Source organism: Nonomuraea sp. NPDC001636, from assembly GCF_040298265.1.
In the GTDB taxonomy this organism is placed as follows: domain Bacteria; phylum Actinomycetota; class Actinomycetes; order Streptosporangiales; family Streptosporangiaceae; genus Nonomuraea.
In genome coordinates this window covers 67,160-84,982 of sequence record NZ_JBEOZT010000030.1, presented here as the reverse complement: position 1 = coordinate 84,982, position 17,823 = coordinate 67,160, and the positions used below count along the sequence as shown (strand labels likewise).

Genomic DNA, 17,823 nt, shown 5'->3' with positions numbered 1-17,823 from the left:
TCCTTCCCTTAGGGACCATTGGGGAGAAGGTAGGGGAATGGACAAGCCGGTCATCGTGACGGTCGACGACGACCCGGGGGTGTCGCGGGCGGTGGCTCGTGACCTCAGGCGCCGGTACGGCCATGAGTACAGGATTGTCCGCGCCGAGGCGGCCCACGACGGCATCGAGGCGGTCAAGGAGATGCGGCTGCGCGGCGACGAGGTGGCGGCGATCCTGGCCGACTACCGGATGCCGCAGATGAACGGCGTGCAGTTCCTGGAGGCCGCCATGGACATGTACCCGTACGCGCGCCGGGTGCTGCTGACCGCCTATGCCGACACCGACGCCGCGATCCAGGCGATCAACGTGGTCGACCTCGACCATTACCTGCTCAAGCCGTGGGACCCGCCGGAGGAGAAGTTCTACCCGGTGATCGACGGCCAGCTCGACGCCTGGATGCGGACCGACCGCACGGCGCGTCCCGAGCTGCGCGTGGTGGGCGACCGCTGGTCGGCGCGCTCGTACCAGGTGCGGGACTTCCTGGCCCGCAACCACGTGCCCTACCAGTGGATGCTGGCCGAGGACCCCGAGGGCGCGCAGCTCGTCAAGGCGGCGGGCGAGGGTTGTCACCTGCCGCTGGTGGTCACCGAGGACGGCACCACGCTGGAGTCCCCCGACCAGGCCACGCTGGCCACCGCGGTCGGGCTGTCCACCACGCCGGCCACCGACTTCTACGACCTGATCGTGGTCGGCGGCGGGCCCGCGGGCCTCGGCGCGGCGGTCTACGGCGCGTCGGAGGGCCTGAACACGGTGCTGGTCGAGGCGCACGCCTCGGGCGGCCAGGCGGGCCAGAGCTCCAGGATCGAGAACTACCTGGGCTTCCCCGACGGCGTGTCCGGGCAGCAGCTCGCCGACCGGGCGCGCCGGCAGGCGCTGAAGTTCGGGGCCGAGCTGCTGAGCGCGCGCAAGGTCACCCATCTGGAGCCGCGCGGCCAGGCCCGGGTGATCGGCTTCAAGGACGGCGGGGAGATCGCCGCCCACGCGGTGATCCTGGCCACCGGCGTCACCTACCGGCGGCTGGAGGCGCCCGGCCTGGACGAGTTCGTCGGCCGGGGCGTCTTCTACGGCGCCGCGCTGACCGAGGCGCCGGCGTGCAAGGACAACGAGGTCTACATCGTCGGCGCGGCCAACTCGGCCGGGCAGGCGGCCGTCTACCTGGCGGGATTTGCGCGCAAGGTCCATTTGTTGGTGAGGAGTGATGGTTTGGAGAAGTCCATGTCCCACTACCTCATCGAGCAGATCAACGCGATCGACAACATCGAGGTCAGCCTCCTGACCGAGGTCGTCGCCGGCGCCGGTGACGACCACCTCGAACGGCTCACGCTGTCGACCAAGGGCGAGGAGCGCACGGTCGACGCCCAGTACCTGTTCGTGTTCATCGGGGCCGAGCCGTACACGTCGTGGCTGGGCGAGACGATCGAGCGGGACGCCAAGGGGTTCGTGCTGACCGGGCCCGACCTGGTGCAGGGCGGCAGGCGGCCGCGCAACTGGGCGCTGCGCCGCGAGCCCTACTACCTGGAGACCAACGTGCCGGGCGTGTTCGCCGCGGGGGACGTGCGGGCCGAGTCGATCAAGAGGGTTGCCTCCGCCGTCGGTGAGGGCGCGATGGCCGTCGCGCTGGTGCATCGTTATCTGGAGAAGCAATGACCGACACCGTCGACATCGACGAACTGCGCAAGCTCTTCCTGTTCGAGCGGCTGACCGACGAGCAGCTCGGCAAGCTGGCCGCCAGCGGCCGGGTGCGCTCGTACGCCCAGGACGAGGACATCGTCCGGCAGGGCGAGCCGGCCGAGTGCTTCGCCGTGCTGCTGGAGGGCGAGGTGCAGATGATCAACGAGACGGTCAGCGCCGGCACCGTCGCCATGCCGCGCGCCTCCCAGCCCGGCGTGTACGGCGGCGCGACCTCGGCGTACCTGGGCGACCGGGCGCCGGAGACCTACCAGCACACGCTGCGCGCGACCGCGCCCTCGCGGATCTTCCTGCTGCCCGCCAAGAAGTTCGCCTACATCGTGGCCGAGTGGTTCCCGATGGCGATGCACCTGCTCGACGGCATGATGTCGGGCGGGCGCATGCAGCGGGAGATCATCGACCGGCGGCAGCGGCTGACCGCGCTCGGCACGATCACGGCCGGGCTCACGCACGAGCTGAACAACCCGGCGGCGGCGGCCGTGCGCGCGGTGAGCGAGCTGCGCTCGCTGATCAAGGCGTCCCGCATCCAGCTCGCCCAGCTCGCCGAGGCCGGCATCCCGCCGGAGAAGCTGCGCACGCTGATCGAGGCCCAGGAGGCGTGCACGAGCAACCTGGGCAACCAGCCGCAGCGCTCCCCGCTGGAGATCTCCGACGCCGAGGACGTGCTGGGCGAGGCGCTGGAGGACGTCGGCGTCGAGGACGCGTGGGAGCTGGCTCCCGCGCTGGTCAACGCCGGTTTTACCGCCGAGTACCTGCAGAAGATCCGCGGCAAGGTGGGCGAGGAGCACACTCCGGCCGCCCTCCACTGGCTGGCCGAGGCCGTCGAGATCTCGCAGATGCTGAACGAGGTCACCGAGGCCACCGAGCGCATCACCTCGCTGATCCGCTCGGCCAAGCAGTACTCGCAGATGGACCGGGCGCCGTTCCAGATGATCGACGTGCACGACCTGCTCGACAGCACGATCGCCATCTTCCGCGGCAAGACCCCGCCGGGCGTCAGCGTGGTCACCGACTACGACCGCACGCTGCCGCTCATCCCCTGCTACGCGGGCGAGCTCAACCAGGTGTGGACGAACCTCATCCACAACGCGCTCGACGCCATGGGCGACGAGGGCACGCTGACCGTCCGCACGGCCCACGACGAGGACGAGGCGATCGTCGAGATCGGCGACACCGGCCCCGGCGTGCCCGACGCGATCAAGGACCGGATCTTCGAGCCGTTCTTCACCACCAAGAGCGTCGGCGAGGGCACCGGGCTCGGCCTGGACATCTCCTACCGCATCGTGGCCGGGCGGCACGGTGGCGAGATCAAGGTGCGCTCGGTGCCGGGCGAGACCTGGTTCGAGGTGCGCCTGCCGCTGCGCGAGCCGGCCGCCGTCCAGTGAGCCGGACCGTCTGAGGCGGGCCTTCCGGCGCGGCGCGGGTCACCAGACGTTGTCCCGCGCCGTGTCGAGGGCCGTCAGCACGGCCCCCTCCAGCACCGCGTTGCCCCCGACCCGGGTGGCCCTGACCTCGGTGGGCGCGGGCGACAGCTCGCCCAGCCGGACGGCGACCTGCTCGGCCAGCTCGTCGCCGCCCTCCTGGCCGGTGGCCCCGCCGAGCACCACCAGGCCGGGGTCGAGCAGGGTGACGAAGGCGAAGGCGCCCTTGGCCACCCGGCGCGCCAGCTCCTCGGGCCGGGTCGTGTTCTGGAGCAGGATGCACAGCGGCGTGCCCTCCACGTCGAGGAAGCCGACCTCGCCCGCGCCCCCTGACGCGCCGCGCCGCACCCGCCCGCCGAGCACGACCGCGGCGCCGATGCCGTCGTCCAGCCAGAGCAGCACGAAGTCGTCGCTGCCCTGGGCGGCGCCGGTGCGCAGCTCGGCGACCGCGGCCAGGTTCACCTCGTTCTCCAGGACGACGGGCACGCCCAGCCGCTCGCGCACGGCACCCACCAGGCCGGGCCGCCATCCGGGCACGTCGTTGGCCACCGCCAGCTCGCCGTCCATGGGTTTGACCAGGCCGGGGGCGCCGATGACCACGTTGTCGAGCGCGCGGCCCCCGGCGGCCTCGGCGACCGTGGCCGCGACGAGGGCGACCAGGTCGCCGGAGATCTCGCGGACGGCCGAGCCGACCACGTGGCCGGTGAGGTCGGCGACCGTGACCTTGATCGCCGTACGGCGCAGGTCGACCCCGGCGACGTGGGCCCGGCCGGCGACCAGCGCGTAGAGGCGGGCGTTGGGGCCGCGACGGTCCTCGCCGCGCTCGCCGGCCTCCTCGATGAGGCCGCCGCCCTTGAGCCGTTCGATCAGGTCGGAGACGGTGGGCCGGGACAGGCCGGTCAGCTCACGAAGCTGCGGAGCGGTCAGCGGGCCGTGCTCCAGCAGCAGGTCGAGGGCGAGCCGGTCGTTGATCGCACGGGCCATGGACGGGGTCGCGGTCTTCACGCCGCCCATAATAGTCAGGAAGCCTCCCTGATAGCTCTTTTCATCAGGAAGGTTGCCTGATAGTTTCTGGAGCCATGAGCCCTCATCGCGCCATCGCGGCCGTCTTCGCCGCACACGGAGCCGTCGCCGGCAGTTTCGCCACCCGCATCCCGTGGCTCCAGGAGCACGTCCACCTGAGCGCGGCGATGCTCGGGTTCGCGCTGCTCTGCCCCTCGATCGGGGCCTTCGCGGCGATGCCGCTGGCCAGTCGCCTGGCCCACCGGTTCGGCAGCCGCGCCACCACGCGCGCGCTGCTCGCGCTGTGGTGCGGCGGCCTGGCCCTGCCCGCCTTCGCCCCCGCCCCCGTCTGGCTGTTCGTCATCTTCCTGCTGTACGGCGCGTCGGCGGGGATGTGCGACGTCGTCATGAACGCGCACGGCGTCACGCTCGAACGGCACCTGAACAAGCCGGTCATCTCCGGCCTGCACGGCATGTGGGCCGTCGGCAGCCTGGCGGCGGGCGGCCTCGGCACCCTGGCCGCGCACGCCGGCATCGACGCCCGCCTGCACCTGGGGGTCGTCGCCGCCGTCCTGGTGGTCGCGAGCGGGATCGCCGGGCGCGGGCTGCTGCCCGACGGGCCGCGGGCCGCCGCCGGGCCCGCGCCGCGCCGCTTCGCCCTGCCCTCGCGGGCCATCGCGGCCATCGGCGTGGTCGGCTTCTGCGGCACGTTCGCCGAGGGCGCCAGCTCCAACTGGGCCGCGGTCTACCTCACCAACGTCGCCGACGCCGGGCCCGGCGTGGCCGCCGCGGGTTACACGATCTTCATGCTCTGCATGGCCGGCGCCCGGCTGCTGGGCGACCGCATGGTGCGACTGACCGGCCCGGTGCGGGCGGTCAGGACGGGCGGGATCGTCGCGGTCGCGGGCGGCGTGCTGGTGGTCCTGGCCCGCACGCCCGCGCTGGGCATCGTCGGGTTCGCGCTGGTCGGGCTGGGGGTCGCGGTCATCGTGCCGCTGGTGTTCGCGGCGGCGGGGAACGCGGGGCCCACGCCGGGCGAGGGGGTCGCCGGGGTCGCGACGATCACGTACCTGTCGGGGCTGACCGCGCCGGCGGTGACGGGATGGGTGGCCGACGGCGTGTCGTACCCGGCGGCGTTCGCGCTGATCACGGGGATCCTGGTGGCGCTCACGCTGCTCGCGCCGGTGCTGCGGCCGCGCGAGGCGGCCCGGGAGGTGGCCCTGGAGCGGCAGCCGGCGTGATACGCTCCCAAGCGAGCGCTTGGTTTACATACGGAGAGGCCGCCGCATGAAGTTCTCGACCTTCCACCTCTTCCACCGCTTCGACGGCCAGAGCTTCAAGGACGTCTACGACTACCATCTGGAGCTCATCGAGCTGGCCGAGGAGCTGGGCTTCGACGGGGTGCGGCTGGCCGAGCACCACTTCCGCGACTACGGCGTGGCCCCCAACCTGTTCACCATGCTCGCCCACGCCGCCGCCCGCACCTCCCGGCTCCGGCTCGGCACCGGCATCGTGGTGCTGCCGCTGCACAACCCCGTCCACGTGGCCGAGGAGGCCGCGCAGGTGGACGTGCTCTCCGGCGGGCGGCTCGACCTGGGGATCGGGCGGGGGTACCAGAGCTTCGAGTTCGAGGGCTTCGGGATCGACCTGGCCGAGGCGCGCGACCGGTTCAACGAGGCGCTGGAGGTGATCCTCGGGCTGTGGACGCGGGAGTCGTACCGGCACGAGGGGAAGTTCTACCGGACCGGCGCCGAGGTCTCGCTCGTGCCGCGTCCGCTGCAGTCGCCGCACCCGCCGCTGCACGTGGCCGCGGTCTCCCCCGAGACCGTCACCATGTACGCCGAGCGCGGCCTGCCCGTCCTGGCCGACCCCGCCGCGACGTTCCGCAAGGTCGTCAAGGCGGCCGAGACCTGGCGGGAGACGGCCGCGCGAGCCGGCCACCCGGCGGGCGCCGACCTGGTGGTGGCCCGCAGCGTCTACGTCGCCCCCACGCTGGAGCGGGCCCGCGAGGACCAGGCCAGGTTCGAGGCGTCCTTCGACCGCTCGCGCATCTTCAACGAGCGCAGCGCGCCCATCGACCCCAAGACCGGCAAGGCCGCCGAGGGCTTCGAGTACTACCAGGACCGCTACCTCAAGGGCGGCTCGGTCTCGCCGGACTTCCGCTGGGAGCAGCTTGAGGTCATCGGCGCCCCCGCCCGCGTGATCGAGCAGATCTCGCTGCTCAGGGACGCCGGCTTCAGCAACCTCCTGTGCGACTTCGGCAGCACCAGGCCCATGCCGCTGGAGGACATGAAGCGGGTCATGCGCTTCTTCGCCGCCGAGGTCATGCCGGCCTTCGCCCCCGCAGGAGGATGACGATGATCCACAGCCTCACCCTGTCCGACGTCCTGGCGGACCACGCCCGCAGCCGCCCCCGGGTCACCGCCGTGGTGGACGGGGACGTGCGGCTCACCTACCCCGAGCTGGACGCCCGCGTGACGCGGCTGGCCGACGCCCTGGCCGGGCGCGGCGTGGCCGCCGGTGACCGGGTGCTGTGGCTCGGCCAGAACTCGCACGCCGTGCTGGAGCTGCTGCTGGCCTGCTCCCGCCTGGGCGCGGTGCTCTGCCCGGCCAACTGGCGGCAGTCGGCGGACGAGCTGCGGTTCGTCCTGGCCGACCTGGCGCCGCGGGTCGTCGTCTGGGAGCACTCCGACACCGCCGCCGGGCTGGCGGACGAGGCGACGTGGGTGCGCGCGGGCGAGGCGTACGAGGAGCTGGTCGCCGGGGGCACGCCGCGCGAGTTCCCGCAGGTGGACGACGCCGAGCCGGTGCTCGCCCTGTACACCGCCGCCTTCGGGGGCCGGCCGGGCGCCGCCCTGCTCAGCAGCGCCGCCCTGGTGGCCCACAGCGCCACGCTGCTCGTCGTGCGGCAGATGGAGCCGGGGTTCACCTTCCTCAACGACGGGCCGCTCTTCCACGTCGGGACGATGATGTTCTGCCTGGCCACCCTCCAGATCGGCGGCACGAACGTGTTCACGCCCGCCTTCGACGCCGAGGAGGTCTGCCGGCTGATCGACGCCGAGCGGGTGACGCAGGCGTTCCTGTTCGGGCCGATGATCGACGCGGTCGCGGCGGCGAACGCGGGCGGCAAGTACGACCTGTCCTCGCTGCGCTTCGTCGCCCACTCCGCCGAGTGGGACGACATGATCACCGTGGACGACTCGCCCTGGTGCCGCTCGAAGATGGGCGGGTACGGACAGACGGAGGTGGGCGGCATGCTCACCTTCCTCGGGCTGGCCGAGGGCGGGGCGGGGTTCGCGGGGCGGCCGTCGCCGCTGGTCCAGGTGCGCATCCTGGATCCGGAGGGCGTGGAGGTGCCGGCAGGCGAGGTGGGCGAGATCTGCGCGAGGGGCAAGACCCTCTTTTCCGGATATTTCGCCCGGCCCGACTTAAATGCGGAGAAGTCGCGGTACGGCTGGCATCACACCGGCGACCTCGGCCGCCGCGAACCCGACGGCACCATCACCTTCATCGGCCCCCGCCTCCGCATGATCAAGTCGGGCGCCGAGAACATCTACCCGGCCGAGGTCGAGCGCGCGCTCAGGACCCACCCGGCCGTCGCCGACGCCGCCGTGATCGGCGTGCCCGACCCGCGCTGGCACCAGGCGGTCAAGGCCGTGGTCGTGCTGAAGCCGGACGCCGCCGCCTCTCAGGAGGACCTGGTCGCGCACGTCCGGGGTGAGCTGGCGGCGTACAAGAGGCCGCGCGAGGTGGTGTTCGCCGACGCCATCCCCAAGCAGGGCTTCACCCCCGACTACGACGCCCTCGACGCCGCGTACGGCGGCGGCAACTACCCGGGCGCCTGACCCCCGAGCGCGGACTCCAGGCGCGGGCCGGGCCGCACCCGGAAGCCGGGCCTCCGGGTGCGGCCGGGCTATACCGGAAGCCCGGCCTCCAGGTGGGCGAGCGCCTTGTCCAGCTCGGCGGGGCCGTCCATGGCCGGGTTGCGGACCCATTCGAACCACAGGGCCACCATCACGCCCGTGACGGCCCCCGTGACGTTCCTGATCTCCGGGTCGCCCGGGTCCCGGCCCTGGCGCGCCGCCAGCTCCTCCCGCAGCGTCCGCAGCACGCCGGTGACGTTCTCCAGGCTGGCCGCCCACAGCTCGGGGACGGTGAGCATGAGCTTCTCCCGTTCCATGCCGTCGGCGATCTCCTCCGGCGTCTGGGCGTCCGTGACCGCCCGCATGGCCGCGCGGACGGCCTGGACGGGCCCCACCTCGGCGGGCACCGCCCTGAGCGCCTCGACGAAGGGCGGAAACTGGTCGACCAGCACCAGGTCCTCCTTCGTCGGGAAATAGCGGAAGACGGTGCTGGGCGCGACCTCCGCCGCCTCGGCGACCTGCTCGACGGTCGTCGCCGCGTAGCCCTGCTCGCGGAACAGGCGCAGCGCCTCCTTCTGGATCAGGGCGCGGGTCCTGGCCTTCTTCCGCTCGCGCAGGCCCTGGGCAGGTCGTTCGCTCATGTCACCGCATTCTCCGGGCCGGCGTCCCGCGCGTCCACTCGTCGGAGACTGGTCGATTTTGCTATGCAACTCTCAATTGAGAGTTTACTCTCACGATTATGCGACTTCCCATCGAACGTCCTGCGGAATGCCCCTTCGATCCCCCGGCCGGGCTGGCCGGCCGTCCGGCGATGAGCCGTCTGGAGTTCGCCGACGGCCATCTCGGCTGGCTGGCCACCACCGCCGAGGCCGCCCGCGCGGTGCTGGGCGATCCCCGGTTCAGCGCCCGGCAGGAGCTCAAGCACCGGGCCGCGCCCGGCGGCCCCGCCGGGCTCGGCGCCCCCGCGCCGCCGGGCTTCTTCGCGGCCACGGACCCGCCGGAGCACACCCGCTACCGCCGGCTGCTCACCGGCCGGTTCACGCTGCGCAGGATGCGCCTGCTCGAACCGCGGATCGAGCGCATCGCCGCCGACCACCTCGACGCCATGGCCGCCGCCGGGCCGCCGGCCGACCTCGTGACGGCGTACGCGCTGCCGATCCCGTCGCTGGTCATCTGCGAGCTGCTCGGCGTCCCATACGCCGACCACGACCGGTTCCAGGAGCTCAGCGCCCGGCTCGTCACCTTCGGCGCGGACGGCGCGGGGGCGCTCGGCGAGCTGACCGGCTACCTGCGCGACCTGGCCCGCCGCAGGCGCGTGGAGCCGGACGGCGGCCTGATCGGCGACCTGACCGGCGAGCTCGGCGACGACGAGCTCGCCGGACTCGCGGTGATCCTGCTGGTGGCGGGCCACGAGACCACGGCGAACATGCTGGCGCTGGGCGTGTTCGCGCTGCTGGAGCGCGGCTGCCCCTACGAGGAGGGCGCGGTCGAGGAGCTGCTGCGCCGGCTGTCGATCCTGCATCTCGGCGCGCCGTCCAGAGCCGCGCTGGAGGACGTGGAGGTGGCGGGCATGACCGTCAGGACGGGCGAGACCGTGGCCCTGTCCCTGCCCGTGATCAACCGCGACCCCGCCGTGTACGCCGACCCCGACCGGCTGCTCCCGGACCGTCCGGAGGCGCGCCGCCACCTGGCCTTCGGGCACGGCGTGCACCAGTGTCTCGGCCAGCAGCTCGCCAGGATCGAGCTGCGGATCGGCTACCGGGCGCTGTTCGAGCGCTTCCCGGGCCTGCGGCTGGCCGTGCCGGCGGCCGAGGTGCCGGTCAAGCACGACGCCTCGGTGTACGGCGTCCGGAGCCTGCCCGTCACCTGGTGACCCGGCGCGCTCACAGGACGGCGAGCGGGGTGATCGGGCTGCCGGTGCCGCCCTCGATGCGCAGCGGCGCGGCCACGAAGACGAACTCCGTCCGCCCGGCCGCGCCCAGCTCCTCCAGCCACAACATCTCGACCAGGTGCACGCCGTGCCGGTGGAGCAGGATGAGGTGCAGGTCGTCGGCGGCGCACTCGTCGGCGAGCTGGTGTTCGTTCAGGCCGCCCACGGCGGCGTTGTCGCAGGCCACCGCCGACACGTCCCGGGCGGCCAGCCAGGCGCCGGCCTCCGCCGACAGCCCCGGCTGCCCCGCCCAGTACTCCTCGCGCGACCGCTGCCACACCAGCGGCCATCCCGTACGGACCACCGCGACGTCGCCGGGGCGCGGCGTGGCGATCTCCTGGAGCAGCCCGGCCGGGATGCGGAAGTCCGCCGGCAGGTGGTCGAGCCCGAGCCGCCGGGGCACGTCGAACAGCACGCCCCTGGCCACCACGCCGCCGACGTGCTCGATCCCGCACCTGGTGGCGCCGTAGGAGCGGACGCGGGCGGCCGGGTGGCCGTTGTAGAGCCGGTCGCCGGTCCACATGTGGCACAGCGCGTCCATGTGGGTGGTGGTGCCGTGGTGGCTGACCAGCAGGGCGTCGTCGGCCACCCGCAGGCCGTCGCCGACCGGGCGGGCGCCCGCGGCGTAGTCGCCGCCGTCCACGGACATGAAGTGCTGCGGCAGCGGGCGGCCCCGCAGGTGGGGGACGGTCGTGGGGGCCGCCGAGGAGGTGGCTCCCCTGATCGGCATGGCCAGGCTCAGCACCTCGCCCGTGACGGCGCTGCGCAGGGCCTCCAGGACGACGGCGGGGGTCAGCAGGTTGAGCGTGCCCCGCTGATCGTCTGGGCCGAATCGTCCCCAGTTGTTAGGCTCGTGCACCAAGTAAGCGCTTCCTTTCCTGCGGAGGTCTGATGTACTGCGATCCCCGGTTCTCCCGCGTGCGCGAGGCGTTCGAGCGGAACTTCGCCGAGGGCGAGGAGCTGGGCGCGGCGGTGGCCGTCCACCTCGACGGCGAGCTGGTCGTGGACCTGTGGGACGGCGTCGCCGACCGGCACACGGGACGCGCCTGGGAGGCGGACACCCCGGCCTTCGCGTACTCGTGCACGAAGGCGGTGGCGGCCACCGTGCTGCTGCGGCTCGCCGAGCGGGGGCTGGTGGACGTGCGGGCGCCGGTCGCCGACGTGTGGCCGGAGTTCGCCGCCGAGGGCAAGGAGGCGGTCACGGTCGAGCACGTGCTGACGCACTCCTGCGGGCTGCCGGTGATCGAGACGCCGGTGCCGGTGGCGGAGTTCGAGGACCTGCCGGCCATCGCGGCCCGGCTCACCGGTCAGAGGCCCCTGTGGGAGCCGGGGACGGCGCACGGGTACCACGCGCTGACGTACGGCTTCCTGGTCGGGGAGGTGGTGCGGCGGGTCACCGGGAAGTCGGTGGGCGAGCTGGTGGCGGCCGAGATCGCCGGGCCGCTGGGGCTGGACCTGTGGGTCGGCGCGCCCGACGACGTGATCCCCCGCGCCGCCCGCCTCAAGGCCCCCACCCGCCCCCGCCCCGATCCCGAGAACGCCGCCCCCGCCCCCGCCTCGGGAGCCCCTGAGACCTCCGCGCCCGCCTCGGGAGCCTCCCCGACCCCAGCGCCCGCCTCCGAGAGCCCCTCGGCCGCCCCGGGGACCCCCGCTCCCTCCGGCGGCGGGACCGGGCCGGGCGCCGGTGGGGGGCGGGATCTGCTGGGCGAGATGGGCCGGGCGGTGCTCGACCCCGGCAGCCTGATGAACCGGGCGCTCGGCAACCCGGCCATCCGCCTGCTCGAAGGCGGCGCGAACAACCCGGTGATCCTGCGCGCCGGATGGCCCGCCGCCGGGGTCGTCACCACCGCCAAGGGCCTGGCCGGGTTCTACCGCGCGCTGGTCGGCGGCGACCTGCTGAGCTCGGCGACCCTCCAGGACGCCCTGCGCCCCCGCGTCAGCGGCCCCGACCGCGTGCTGTTCATGGACACCGCGTTCGGGCTCGGCTACATGCGCCCGTCGTTCGCGTTCCCGATGCCGTCGGCGACCGCATTCGGCCACTCGGGGATGGGCGGCTCGCTCGGCATGGGCGACCCCGACCGCAGGCTCGCCTTCGGGTACGTGATGAACCGGATGGCCGACAGCCTCACCGGCAACCTGCGCGGCCTGCGCCTGATCGAGGCGGTCTACCGCTCCCTGTGACCCCACGGCGCGCGTCACTGCATGGTCACGCCGCCGCTCACCGACAGCGTCTGGCCGGTGATGTAGGCGGCGCGGTCGGTGCACAGGTAGGCGATCAGCCCCGCGACGTCGGCGGGCGTGCCCAGCCGGCGCAGCGGGATCCCCTTGGCGATCTTGTCCACGAGCCCCGGCTCGGCCTCGGAGATCCGCCGGAGCATCGGGGTGTCGGTCGGCCCGGGGCAGACGACGTTCGAGGTCACCCCGCCTCTCGCGGCCTCCCTGGCGAGCGTCTTGGCCAGGCCGAACAGGCCCGCCTTGGTGGCCGCGTACGCGCCCTCGCCGCCCGACCCGGCCCTGGCGCCGTCGGAGGAGACGAACACCAGCCGCCCCCAGCCCCTGGCCGTCATGCCGGGCAGGAGCAGTTTGGTCATGAGCATCGGGCCGCGCAGGTTGACCTGCCACATGAGGTCCCAGTCCGCCGGATCGCTCGCCGTGAACGGCCGCACGACCGACACCCCGGCGTTGTGCACGAGCACGTCCACGGGCCCGGCCGCGGCGCAGAACGCCTCGACGGAGGCGGGCGCGGCCAGGTCCACGGCCAGCGCCCGCGCCCCGGGCAGCGCCGCGGCCGTCCGGCGGGCGCCCGGCAGGTCCACGTCGGCGACGGTGACGCGGGCCCCGAGCGCGGCGAGGTCGGTCGCGACGGCCGTGCCGATCGCGCCCGCTCCCCCGGTGACGACGGCGACGCGGCCGTCGAGGCGCAGGCCGTCCATCACGTCCACGCCCGGACGAGGTCGGCCGCGGCGACGCGGGTGGCCAGCAGGCCGATCGTGTTGCGCAGGACGGCCTTGGCGTAGTCCTCGGGGATCCCGGCCACGGCGTCCCGCACCACCGTCACCCGGTAGCCGAGATTGACCGCCTCCAGCGCCAGCCCCGGGATGCCCAGGTTGAGCGAGACCCCCATCGCGACCACGGACGAGACGCCGAGGGAGCGCAGCGTCATGTCCAGCGAGGTGCCGGTGAACGGCGAGAACCCGTGATGCCGCCGGCTCTCCAGGTCGCCGTCCTCGCGCAGCTCGGGCAGCACCTCGACGGCGGGCGTGCCCTCCAGCATGTGCGCGGGGTCCTTGAGCAGGGAGACGATGAACGGGCAGTTGCCGGTGTGCGAGCCCGCCCGGTCCGGCCGGAAGGCGGCCGTGCAGTGGATCACCGGGAGCCCGGCCGCTCGGGCCGTGCGCAGGACGCGGGCGGCGTTGGGGACGACGTCGTGACGGGCACAGGCCGCCACCAAATCCGGAAATTTCGTGAGATCGCCGACGACCCCCCGCTGCATCTCCATCACCAGCACGGCCGACCGCTCCACCCGCACCCTCCGTCATTTAGCCGAGCGCTTGCTTGGGTTCGCCACAGCATAACACCGCCCCCACGGCCTCACCGGACGTCACCTTTCATCACAAAGGGCGAAATTTCTCCAGACGTGACAACCCACACCCCGGGTGAGACCGTCGAATGCACGACGGCATGGCTGATGGGGGTTGGACTTGGTCCCTGGTTACCGTGAAGTTCGTCAGCTCGGCGCGGGCCGCACCGGCCGCGTGTTCCTCGCCACCTACCAGTCCACCGGCGCCTACGTCGCGATCAAGTACCTGAACGCCACCCTGCGCAGGGACCCCGAGTTCATGGACCGCTTCAGGACCGACACCCATCAGCTCGTCGAGCTCGACGACCCCAACGTGGTCCGCCTCTACGAGTACGTCGAGACCCCGGCCCGCGCCGCCGTCGTCATGGAGCTGGTGGACGGCGTCTCGCTGCGCACACTGCTGGCCGAGCACGGCCGGACGCCCCCGGAGGCGGCCCTGGTGCTGCTCAAGGGCATCCTCGCCGCCCTGGCCGCCGCGCACGAGAAGGGCGTGCCGCACCGGGACGTCAAGCCGGAGAACGTCCTGGTCCAGGCGGACGGCACGAGCAAGCTGGCCGACTTCGGGGTGGTCGTGCACGCCGAGGAGCCGGGGGTGCCGGCGGGGAGCCCGGCGTACATGTCGCCGGAGCTGTGGACGCAGGGACGGGCCGGGCCGCCGGCCGACCTGTACGCGGCGGCCTGCGTGCTGTTCGAGGCGGTCAGGGGGCGGCCGCCCTACCGGGCGTACAAGGAGGGCGGCGACGGCGAGCAGGACGTCGCCGCCCTGCGGGAGCTGCACCTGGCGGCGCCGGTGCCGCTGGAGGTGGTCCCGGACGCCCTGCGTGACCTGCTCAGGCGCGGGCTGGCGAAGGACCCGGCGGCCCGGTACGCCTCGGCCCGGCAGTTCGCGGCCGAGCTGGAGGAGGACGCCGTCGCGGGGTACGGGCCCGGCTGGGAGCAGCGGGGCCGCCGCCGGCTCGCCGAGCTGGCCACGCTGCTGGCCCTGCGCTTCCCGCTGGCGGCCAGGACCGAACAGGACGCCCGCGCCCCGGGCCGGCCGCGCGCCGGGATCCGCGGGCGGGCGGTCCGGCTGCCCGCCCTGCCGCCGCACCTGTGGGTGGCGGGCGCGACGGTGGTCGCCGTGGCGATCGCCCTCGTGATCTCCGGCGGACGGCTGTCCCCGGGGGCGGGCACGATCCTCATGCCGCAGCCGAAGCCGTCGGGCGAGCTGAACCCGGCGCCGGTCGACGCCCACACGCCGACGCCCCGCAGGAGCACGCCCGCCACCGCCCGCGGCAGCGCGTCGCCGCCCGCGCCCACCGGCGGACCGCACGTCCCGACCGGACCGCCCGCGCCCACGAGCGCCGTACCGCCGACAGCGCCTCCCACAGGGCCTCCCACAGGGCCGACGCGGGTGCAGAGCGGGACCGCCCTGCCGCCGCCCGCCGTACGGGAGGCGAGCATCGCGCGGTGGAGCGGCTCGGCGGGCGCGATCAAGGTGTCCGCGGACGGCACGGGGCCGGTGCGGCTGCGGATCGCGTACACGCGGCGGCTCGGCGACGGGCCGGTCACCACCCTGCGGCGGGAGACCCTCACGTTGCGCGGCAGCACCGCCTACACCAGCGGGGTCCGGCACGATCCCGGGAGCGTGGACTGCGGGGTGCGGGCCTACCTCGGGATCGTCGTCATGACCGAGCCGGCGGCGGTCAACGGGCCGCAGGTGAGCGAGGTCGCGGTGGACGGCCCCGCCTGCACCGCCCCACCGCCGACCCGCTCGGGCCCGGCCACCCCGACCGGCACCGCGTCCCCGACCGGCGGGCAGCCCGTGGACCACCCGACCTCGGGGGCGACGCCGCCGGTCAGCGGCCGGCCCGTGGCACACCCCACGCCGGGAACCACCTACCCCACGGAGGCCGCCCTCCCGCCGGTCTCCCCCTCCGGGGAGGGCGGCCTGGTGCCCGGCCATTAGGCGCAAAGGAGCCGTGCAGCGGTGGCTCTTGTCCGCCAACCAAGCGTGCGCTAGCTTGGCAGCGATGAGCGGTGACACCTCCCCCACCGGCGCCGTAGAGGCGCGTGGCGAGCTGGTGATCCGGCGCTGCGTGTCCTGCGGCCGCCGCGGCTGCCTGCCCGAGCCGTCGTGCCCGTCGTGCGGCGGCGCCGAGCTGGCCGCCGAGCCCGCCAGGGGCACGGGGACGGTTCACACGTTCACCGTCGTGCACCGGTCGTTCGCGCCCGGCTACCGGGGGCGGGAGCCGTACGTGCCGGCGTGGGTGGACCTGGACGAGGGTGTGCGCGCGTTCGGGCACGTCGTGGGGTGCGCGCCGGAGGAGGTCCGCGTCGGGATGCCGGTGCGGGTGACGTTCGTGGACGATCTGCCGCATTGGAGGCCCCTGTGAAGCTCGGCAACGTGCTCATCCCCGTAGCCGACCTGGACGAGGCGATCGCCTTCTACGGCCTGCCGGTGAAGTTCAGGGACGGCGACCGCTTCGCCGCGCTGGACGGCGGCGGCGTCACCGTGGCGCTGGCCGGGCCGGCCGAGCACGTCACCGCGTCGGCGGCGCCGTCGTACAAGGTGGACGACGTGGCGGTCACGGTGCGCGAGATGGCGGCGCGCGGGGCCGAGGTGGTGCGCGCGCCCGAGGACGGGCCGCACGAGAGGCGGGCCGTGCTGCGCGACCCCTCAGGAAACACGTTCGTGCTCTACTCGCCCCTCTGACCTGGAGGCCACCCCCCCATGGCGCGATCACCCTACGGCAACTACGGCCACGCGATCCTGACCGCCGGAGCGCTGCGCACGCCCGACCGGGTGGCGCTGACGTACTGCGGCGAGCGCAGCTTCACCTACGACGAGCTGAACCGGGCCGTCAACCGCCGGGCGAACGCGCTGCTGGCGGCCGGGCTCACCGCCGGGCAGCGGGTGGCGGCGCTGCTCAACGAGACGCTGCTGGTCGCCGAGGTCTACCTGGCCCAGGCCAAGATCGGCGCGGTGACGGCGGCGCTCAACCCGTACTGGCCGGCCGAGACGCTGCGGGCGGTGGTGGCCGCCTCCGGCTGCACGGCCTTCGTGTACGACTCCACGGTCGCCGACCTGGTCGACGGCATCAGGGACGCCCTCCCGCAGGTCACCACCTGGATCGACGCCGGTGAGCTGACCGCCGGCCAGGAGGAGGAACCGCCGCTGGGCGGCTTCCACGACGACCCGCTGGCCCTCTACTACACCTCCGGCACGACCGGCCTGCCGAAGGCCGTCGTGCACACCCACGCCTCCTCCCTGGCGACCGCCCAGATCTGGCTGGACGTGCCGCGCGGCCCCGACTCGGTGTTCGGCACCGGCGCGATCATCTGGGGCATCGGCTTCCCCGCCATCGTCGGCCCGGCCCTGTACGCGGGCATGCGCCTGGTGCTGGAGCAGGACTGGGGGCCGGCGAACTTCCTGCGCGTGGTGCCGCGCGAACGGGTCACCCACGTGTCGCAGATCCCGTCGTTCTACGCGGCGCTGCTGGGGACGTCCGAGCACGAGGGGGTGGACCTGTCGTCGATCCAGGTGATCATGCTGGGCGGCGAGCCGCTGACCGCGACCATGCTCGACCGGATCAAGGCCAGGCTGCCCGGCGCCGGCGTCTACTCCTACTACGGGCAGACCGAGGCGCCCTACACGTGCATGGGCCGCGTGGACGACGGCTCGACGCCGCTCGGGTCGTCCGGGCGGGCGCGCACGGGCAACGCCGTACGGGTCACCGGCCCGTCCGGCGCCGCGGTGACCGGCGAGGTCGGCGAGATCAACCTGGCCGGGCCGCACCGCATGGCGGGCTACGACGGCACGGACGACCACGGCGTCCTGCGCGGCGAGTGGTACGTGGGCGGCGACCTCGGGACGTTGTCGGCCGACGGCGTGCTGCGCGTCCTCGGCCGCCGCGAGGACTCCATACTCAAGCACGGCCAGTGGACGCAGCCCGCCACGATCGAGGAGGCCGTCTCGGCGCTGGACGGCGTGGCGGAGGCCGGGGCGGTGGGCGTCCCCGAGGGGGCGGACGAGCAGCGGGTGCTGCTGGCGGTCGTGCCGCGCGCCGGGCAGTCGCTGGACGCCGCCAAGCTGTCGCTCGCCCTGGCCGACACGCTGCCCCCGCACCAGCGGCCCGACCACATCGTGGTGACCGGCGAGCTGCCGCACTCCCAGGACGCCTCCGGCGGCCCCGGCAAGCTGCTGCGCCGCCGGATCCGCGAGCAGCACGGGCACCTGCTCGGGTGAGCGCCCAGCAACCCGGAAACCGGGACCTCCCCCGCGCCCCGCACGAGCACAACCCCCAGGACGCCCCCCG

The 17,823-nt window shown here is 73.8% G+C and carries 16 protein-coding genes; 11 read left to right on the top strand and 5 right to left on the bottom strand.

Annotated features, from left to right (window positions below; translation table 11 throughout):
• Positions 1–37: 37 nt before the first annotated feature.
• Complete coding sequence (locus ABT158_RS40975) at positions 38–1,687, top strand: NAD(P)/FAD-dependent oxidoreductase (protein ID WP_352319969.1); 1,650 nt, start codon at positions 38–40, stop codon at positions 1,685–1,687.
• Complete coding sequence (locus ABT158_RS40970; RefSeq protein WP_352363057.1) at positions 1,684–3,114, top strand: ATP-binding protein; 1,431 nt, start codon at positions 1,684–1,686, stop codon at positions 3,112–3,114. The genes ABT158_RS40975 and ABT158_RS40970 overlap by 4 nt, the downstream gene beginning before the upstream one ends.
• A gap of 39 nt (positions 3,115–3,153) precedes the next feature.
• Here the strand turns inward: ABT158_RS40970 and ABT158_RS40965 are convergent, their stop codons facing one another.
• The gene (locus ABT158_RS40965; protein ID WP_352363056.1) at positions 3,154–4,155 is read right to left on the bottom strand and encodes an ROK family protein; all 1,002 of its coding nucleotides are present in this window, start codon (positions 4,153–4,155) and stop codon (positions 3,154–3,156) included.
• 74 nt (positions 4,156–4,229) lie between these two features.
• On the opposite strand from ABT158_RS40965, the gene ABT158_RS40960 reads away from it, so the two are divergent.
• From ABT158_RS40960 to ABT158_RS40950, 3 genes are read left to right on the top strand one after another with little or no spacing between them, the layout of a single operon-like run.
• Positions 4,230–5,393, top strand: coding sequence for an MFS transporter (locus tag ABT158_RS40960; RefSeq protein ID WP_352363054.1), 1,164 nt, complete (start codon positions 4,230–4,232; stop codon positions 5,391–5,393).
• A 46-nt stretch (positions 5,394–5,439) separates the two neighbouring features.
• Positions 5,440–6,507, top strand: a complete 1,068-nt coding sequence (locus ABT158_RS40955) for an LLM class flavin-dependent oxidoreductase (RefSeq protein ID WP_352363052.1) — start codon at positions 5,440–5,442, stop codon at positions 6,505–6,507.
• Between the two features lie 2 nt (positions 6,508–6,509).
• Complete coding sequence (locus ABT158_RS40950) at positions 6,510–7,997, top strand: AMP-binding protein (protein WP_352363050.1); 1,488 nt, start codon at positions 6,510–6,512, stop codon at positions 7,995–7,997.
• A gap of 68 nt (positions 7,998–8,065) precedes the next feature.
• On the opposite strand, the gene ABT158_RS40945 is transcribed toward ABT158_RS40950, so the two are convergent.
• On the bottom strand, positions 8,066–8,656 hold the full coding sequence (locus tag ABT158_RS40945; protein ID WP_352363048.1) for an acyl-CoA-like ligand-binding transcription factor: 591 nt from the start codon (positions 8,654–8,656) through the stop codon (positions 8,066–8,068).
• 98 nt (positions 8,657–8,754) lie between these two features.
• Between ABT158_RS40945 and ABT158_RS40940 the strand changes: the two genes are divergently transcribed.
• Complete coding sequence (locus ABT158_RS40940; RefSeq protein ID WP_352363046.1) at positions 8,755–9,888, top strand: cytochrome P450; 1,134 nt, start codon at positions 8,755–8,757, stop codon at positions 9,886–9,888.
• Between the two features lie 10 nt (positions 9,889–9,898).
• Here ABT158_RS40940 and ABT158_RS40935 read toward each other — a convergent pair whose 3' ends face one another.
• Entirely contained in the window at positions 9,899–10,807 is a 909-nt protein-coding gene (locus ABT158_RS40935) for a cyclase family protein (protein ID WP_352363044.1), read from the bottom strand.
• Positions 10,808–10,836: 29 nt separating this feature from the next.
• Here ABT158_RS40935 and ABT158_RS40930 point away from each other — a divergent pair, with 29 nt between their 5' ends.
• Positions 10,837–12,126: a serine hydrolase domain-containing protein gene (locus ABT158_RS40930; RefSeq protein WP_352363042.1), complete on the top strand. Its 1,290-nt coding sequence runs from the start codon at positions 10,837–10,839 to the stop codon at positions 12,124–12,126.
• A gap of 14 nt (positions 12,127–12,140) precedes the next feature.
• On the opposite strand, the gene ABT158_RS40925 is transcribed toward ABT158_RS40930, so the two are convergent.
• Both ABT158_RS40925 and ABT158_RS40920 read right to left on the bottom strand, forming a co-directional pair.
• On the bottom strand, positions 12,141–12,878 hold the full coding sequence (locus ABT158_RS40925; protein ID WP_352363166.1) for an SDR family NAD(P)-dependent oxidoreductase: 738 nt from the start codon (positions 12,876–12,878) through the stop codon (positions 12,141–12,143).
• Positions 12,878–13,468, bottom strand: a complete 591-nt coding sequence (locus ABT158_RS40920) for a cysteine hydrolase family protein (protein ID WP_352363040.1) — start codon at positions 13,466–13,468, stop codon at positions 12,878–12,880. Before ABT158_RS40920 ends, ABT158_RS40925 begins: the two co-directional genes overlap by 1 nt.
• A gap of 178 nt (positions 13,469–13,646) precedes the next feature.
• Between ABT158_RS40920 and ABT158_RS40915 the strand changes: the two genes are divergently transcribed.
• The 4 genes from ABT158_RS40915 to ABT158_RS40900 all read left to right on the top strand — a co-directional run bounded on the left by ABT158_RS40915 (position 13,647) and on the right by ABT158_RS40900 (position 17,753).
• Positions 13,647–15,473, top strand: a complete 1,827-nt coding sequence (locus tag ABT158_RS40915) for a serine/threonine-protein kinase (RefSeq protein ID WP_352363038.1) — start codon at positions 13,647–13,649, stop codon at positions 15,471–15,473.
• 64 nt (positions 15,474–15,537) lie between these two features.
• Positions 15,538–15,900, top strand: coding sequence for a Zn-ribbon domain-containing OB-fold protein (locus ABT158_RS40910; RefSeq protein ID WP_352363036.1), 363 nt, complete (start codon positions 15,538–15,540; stop codon positions 15,898–15,900).
• Entirely contained in the window at positions 15,897–16,220 is a 324-nt protein-coding gene (locus ABT158_RS40905; protein ID WP_352319442.1) for a VOC family protein, read from the top strand. The genes ABT158_RS40910 and ABT158_RS40905 overlap by 4 nt, the downstream gene beginning before the upstream one ends.
• An 18-nt stretch (positions 16,221–16,238) precedes the next feature.
• Positions 16,239–17,753 carry a class I adenylate-forming enzyme family protein gene (locus ABT158_RS40900; RefSeq protein WP_352363034.1) on the top strand — a complete coding sequence of 505 codons (1,515 nt, stop codon included), beginning with the start codon at positions 16,239–16,241 and terminating at the stop codon, positions 17,751–17,753.
• Positions 17,754–17,823: the final 70 nt, after the last annotated feature.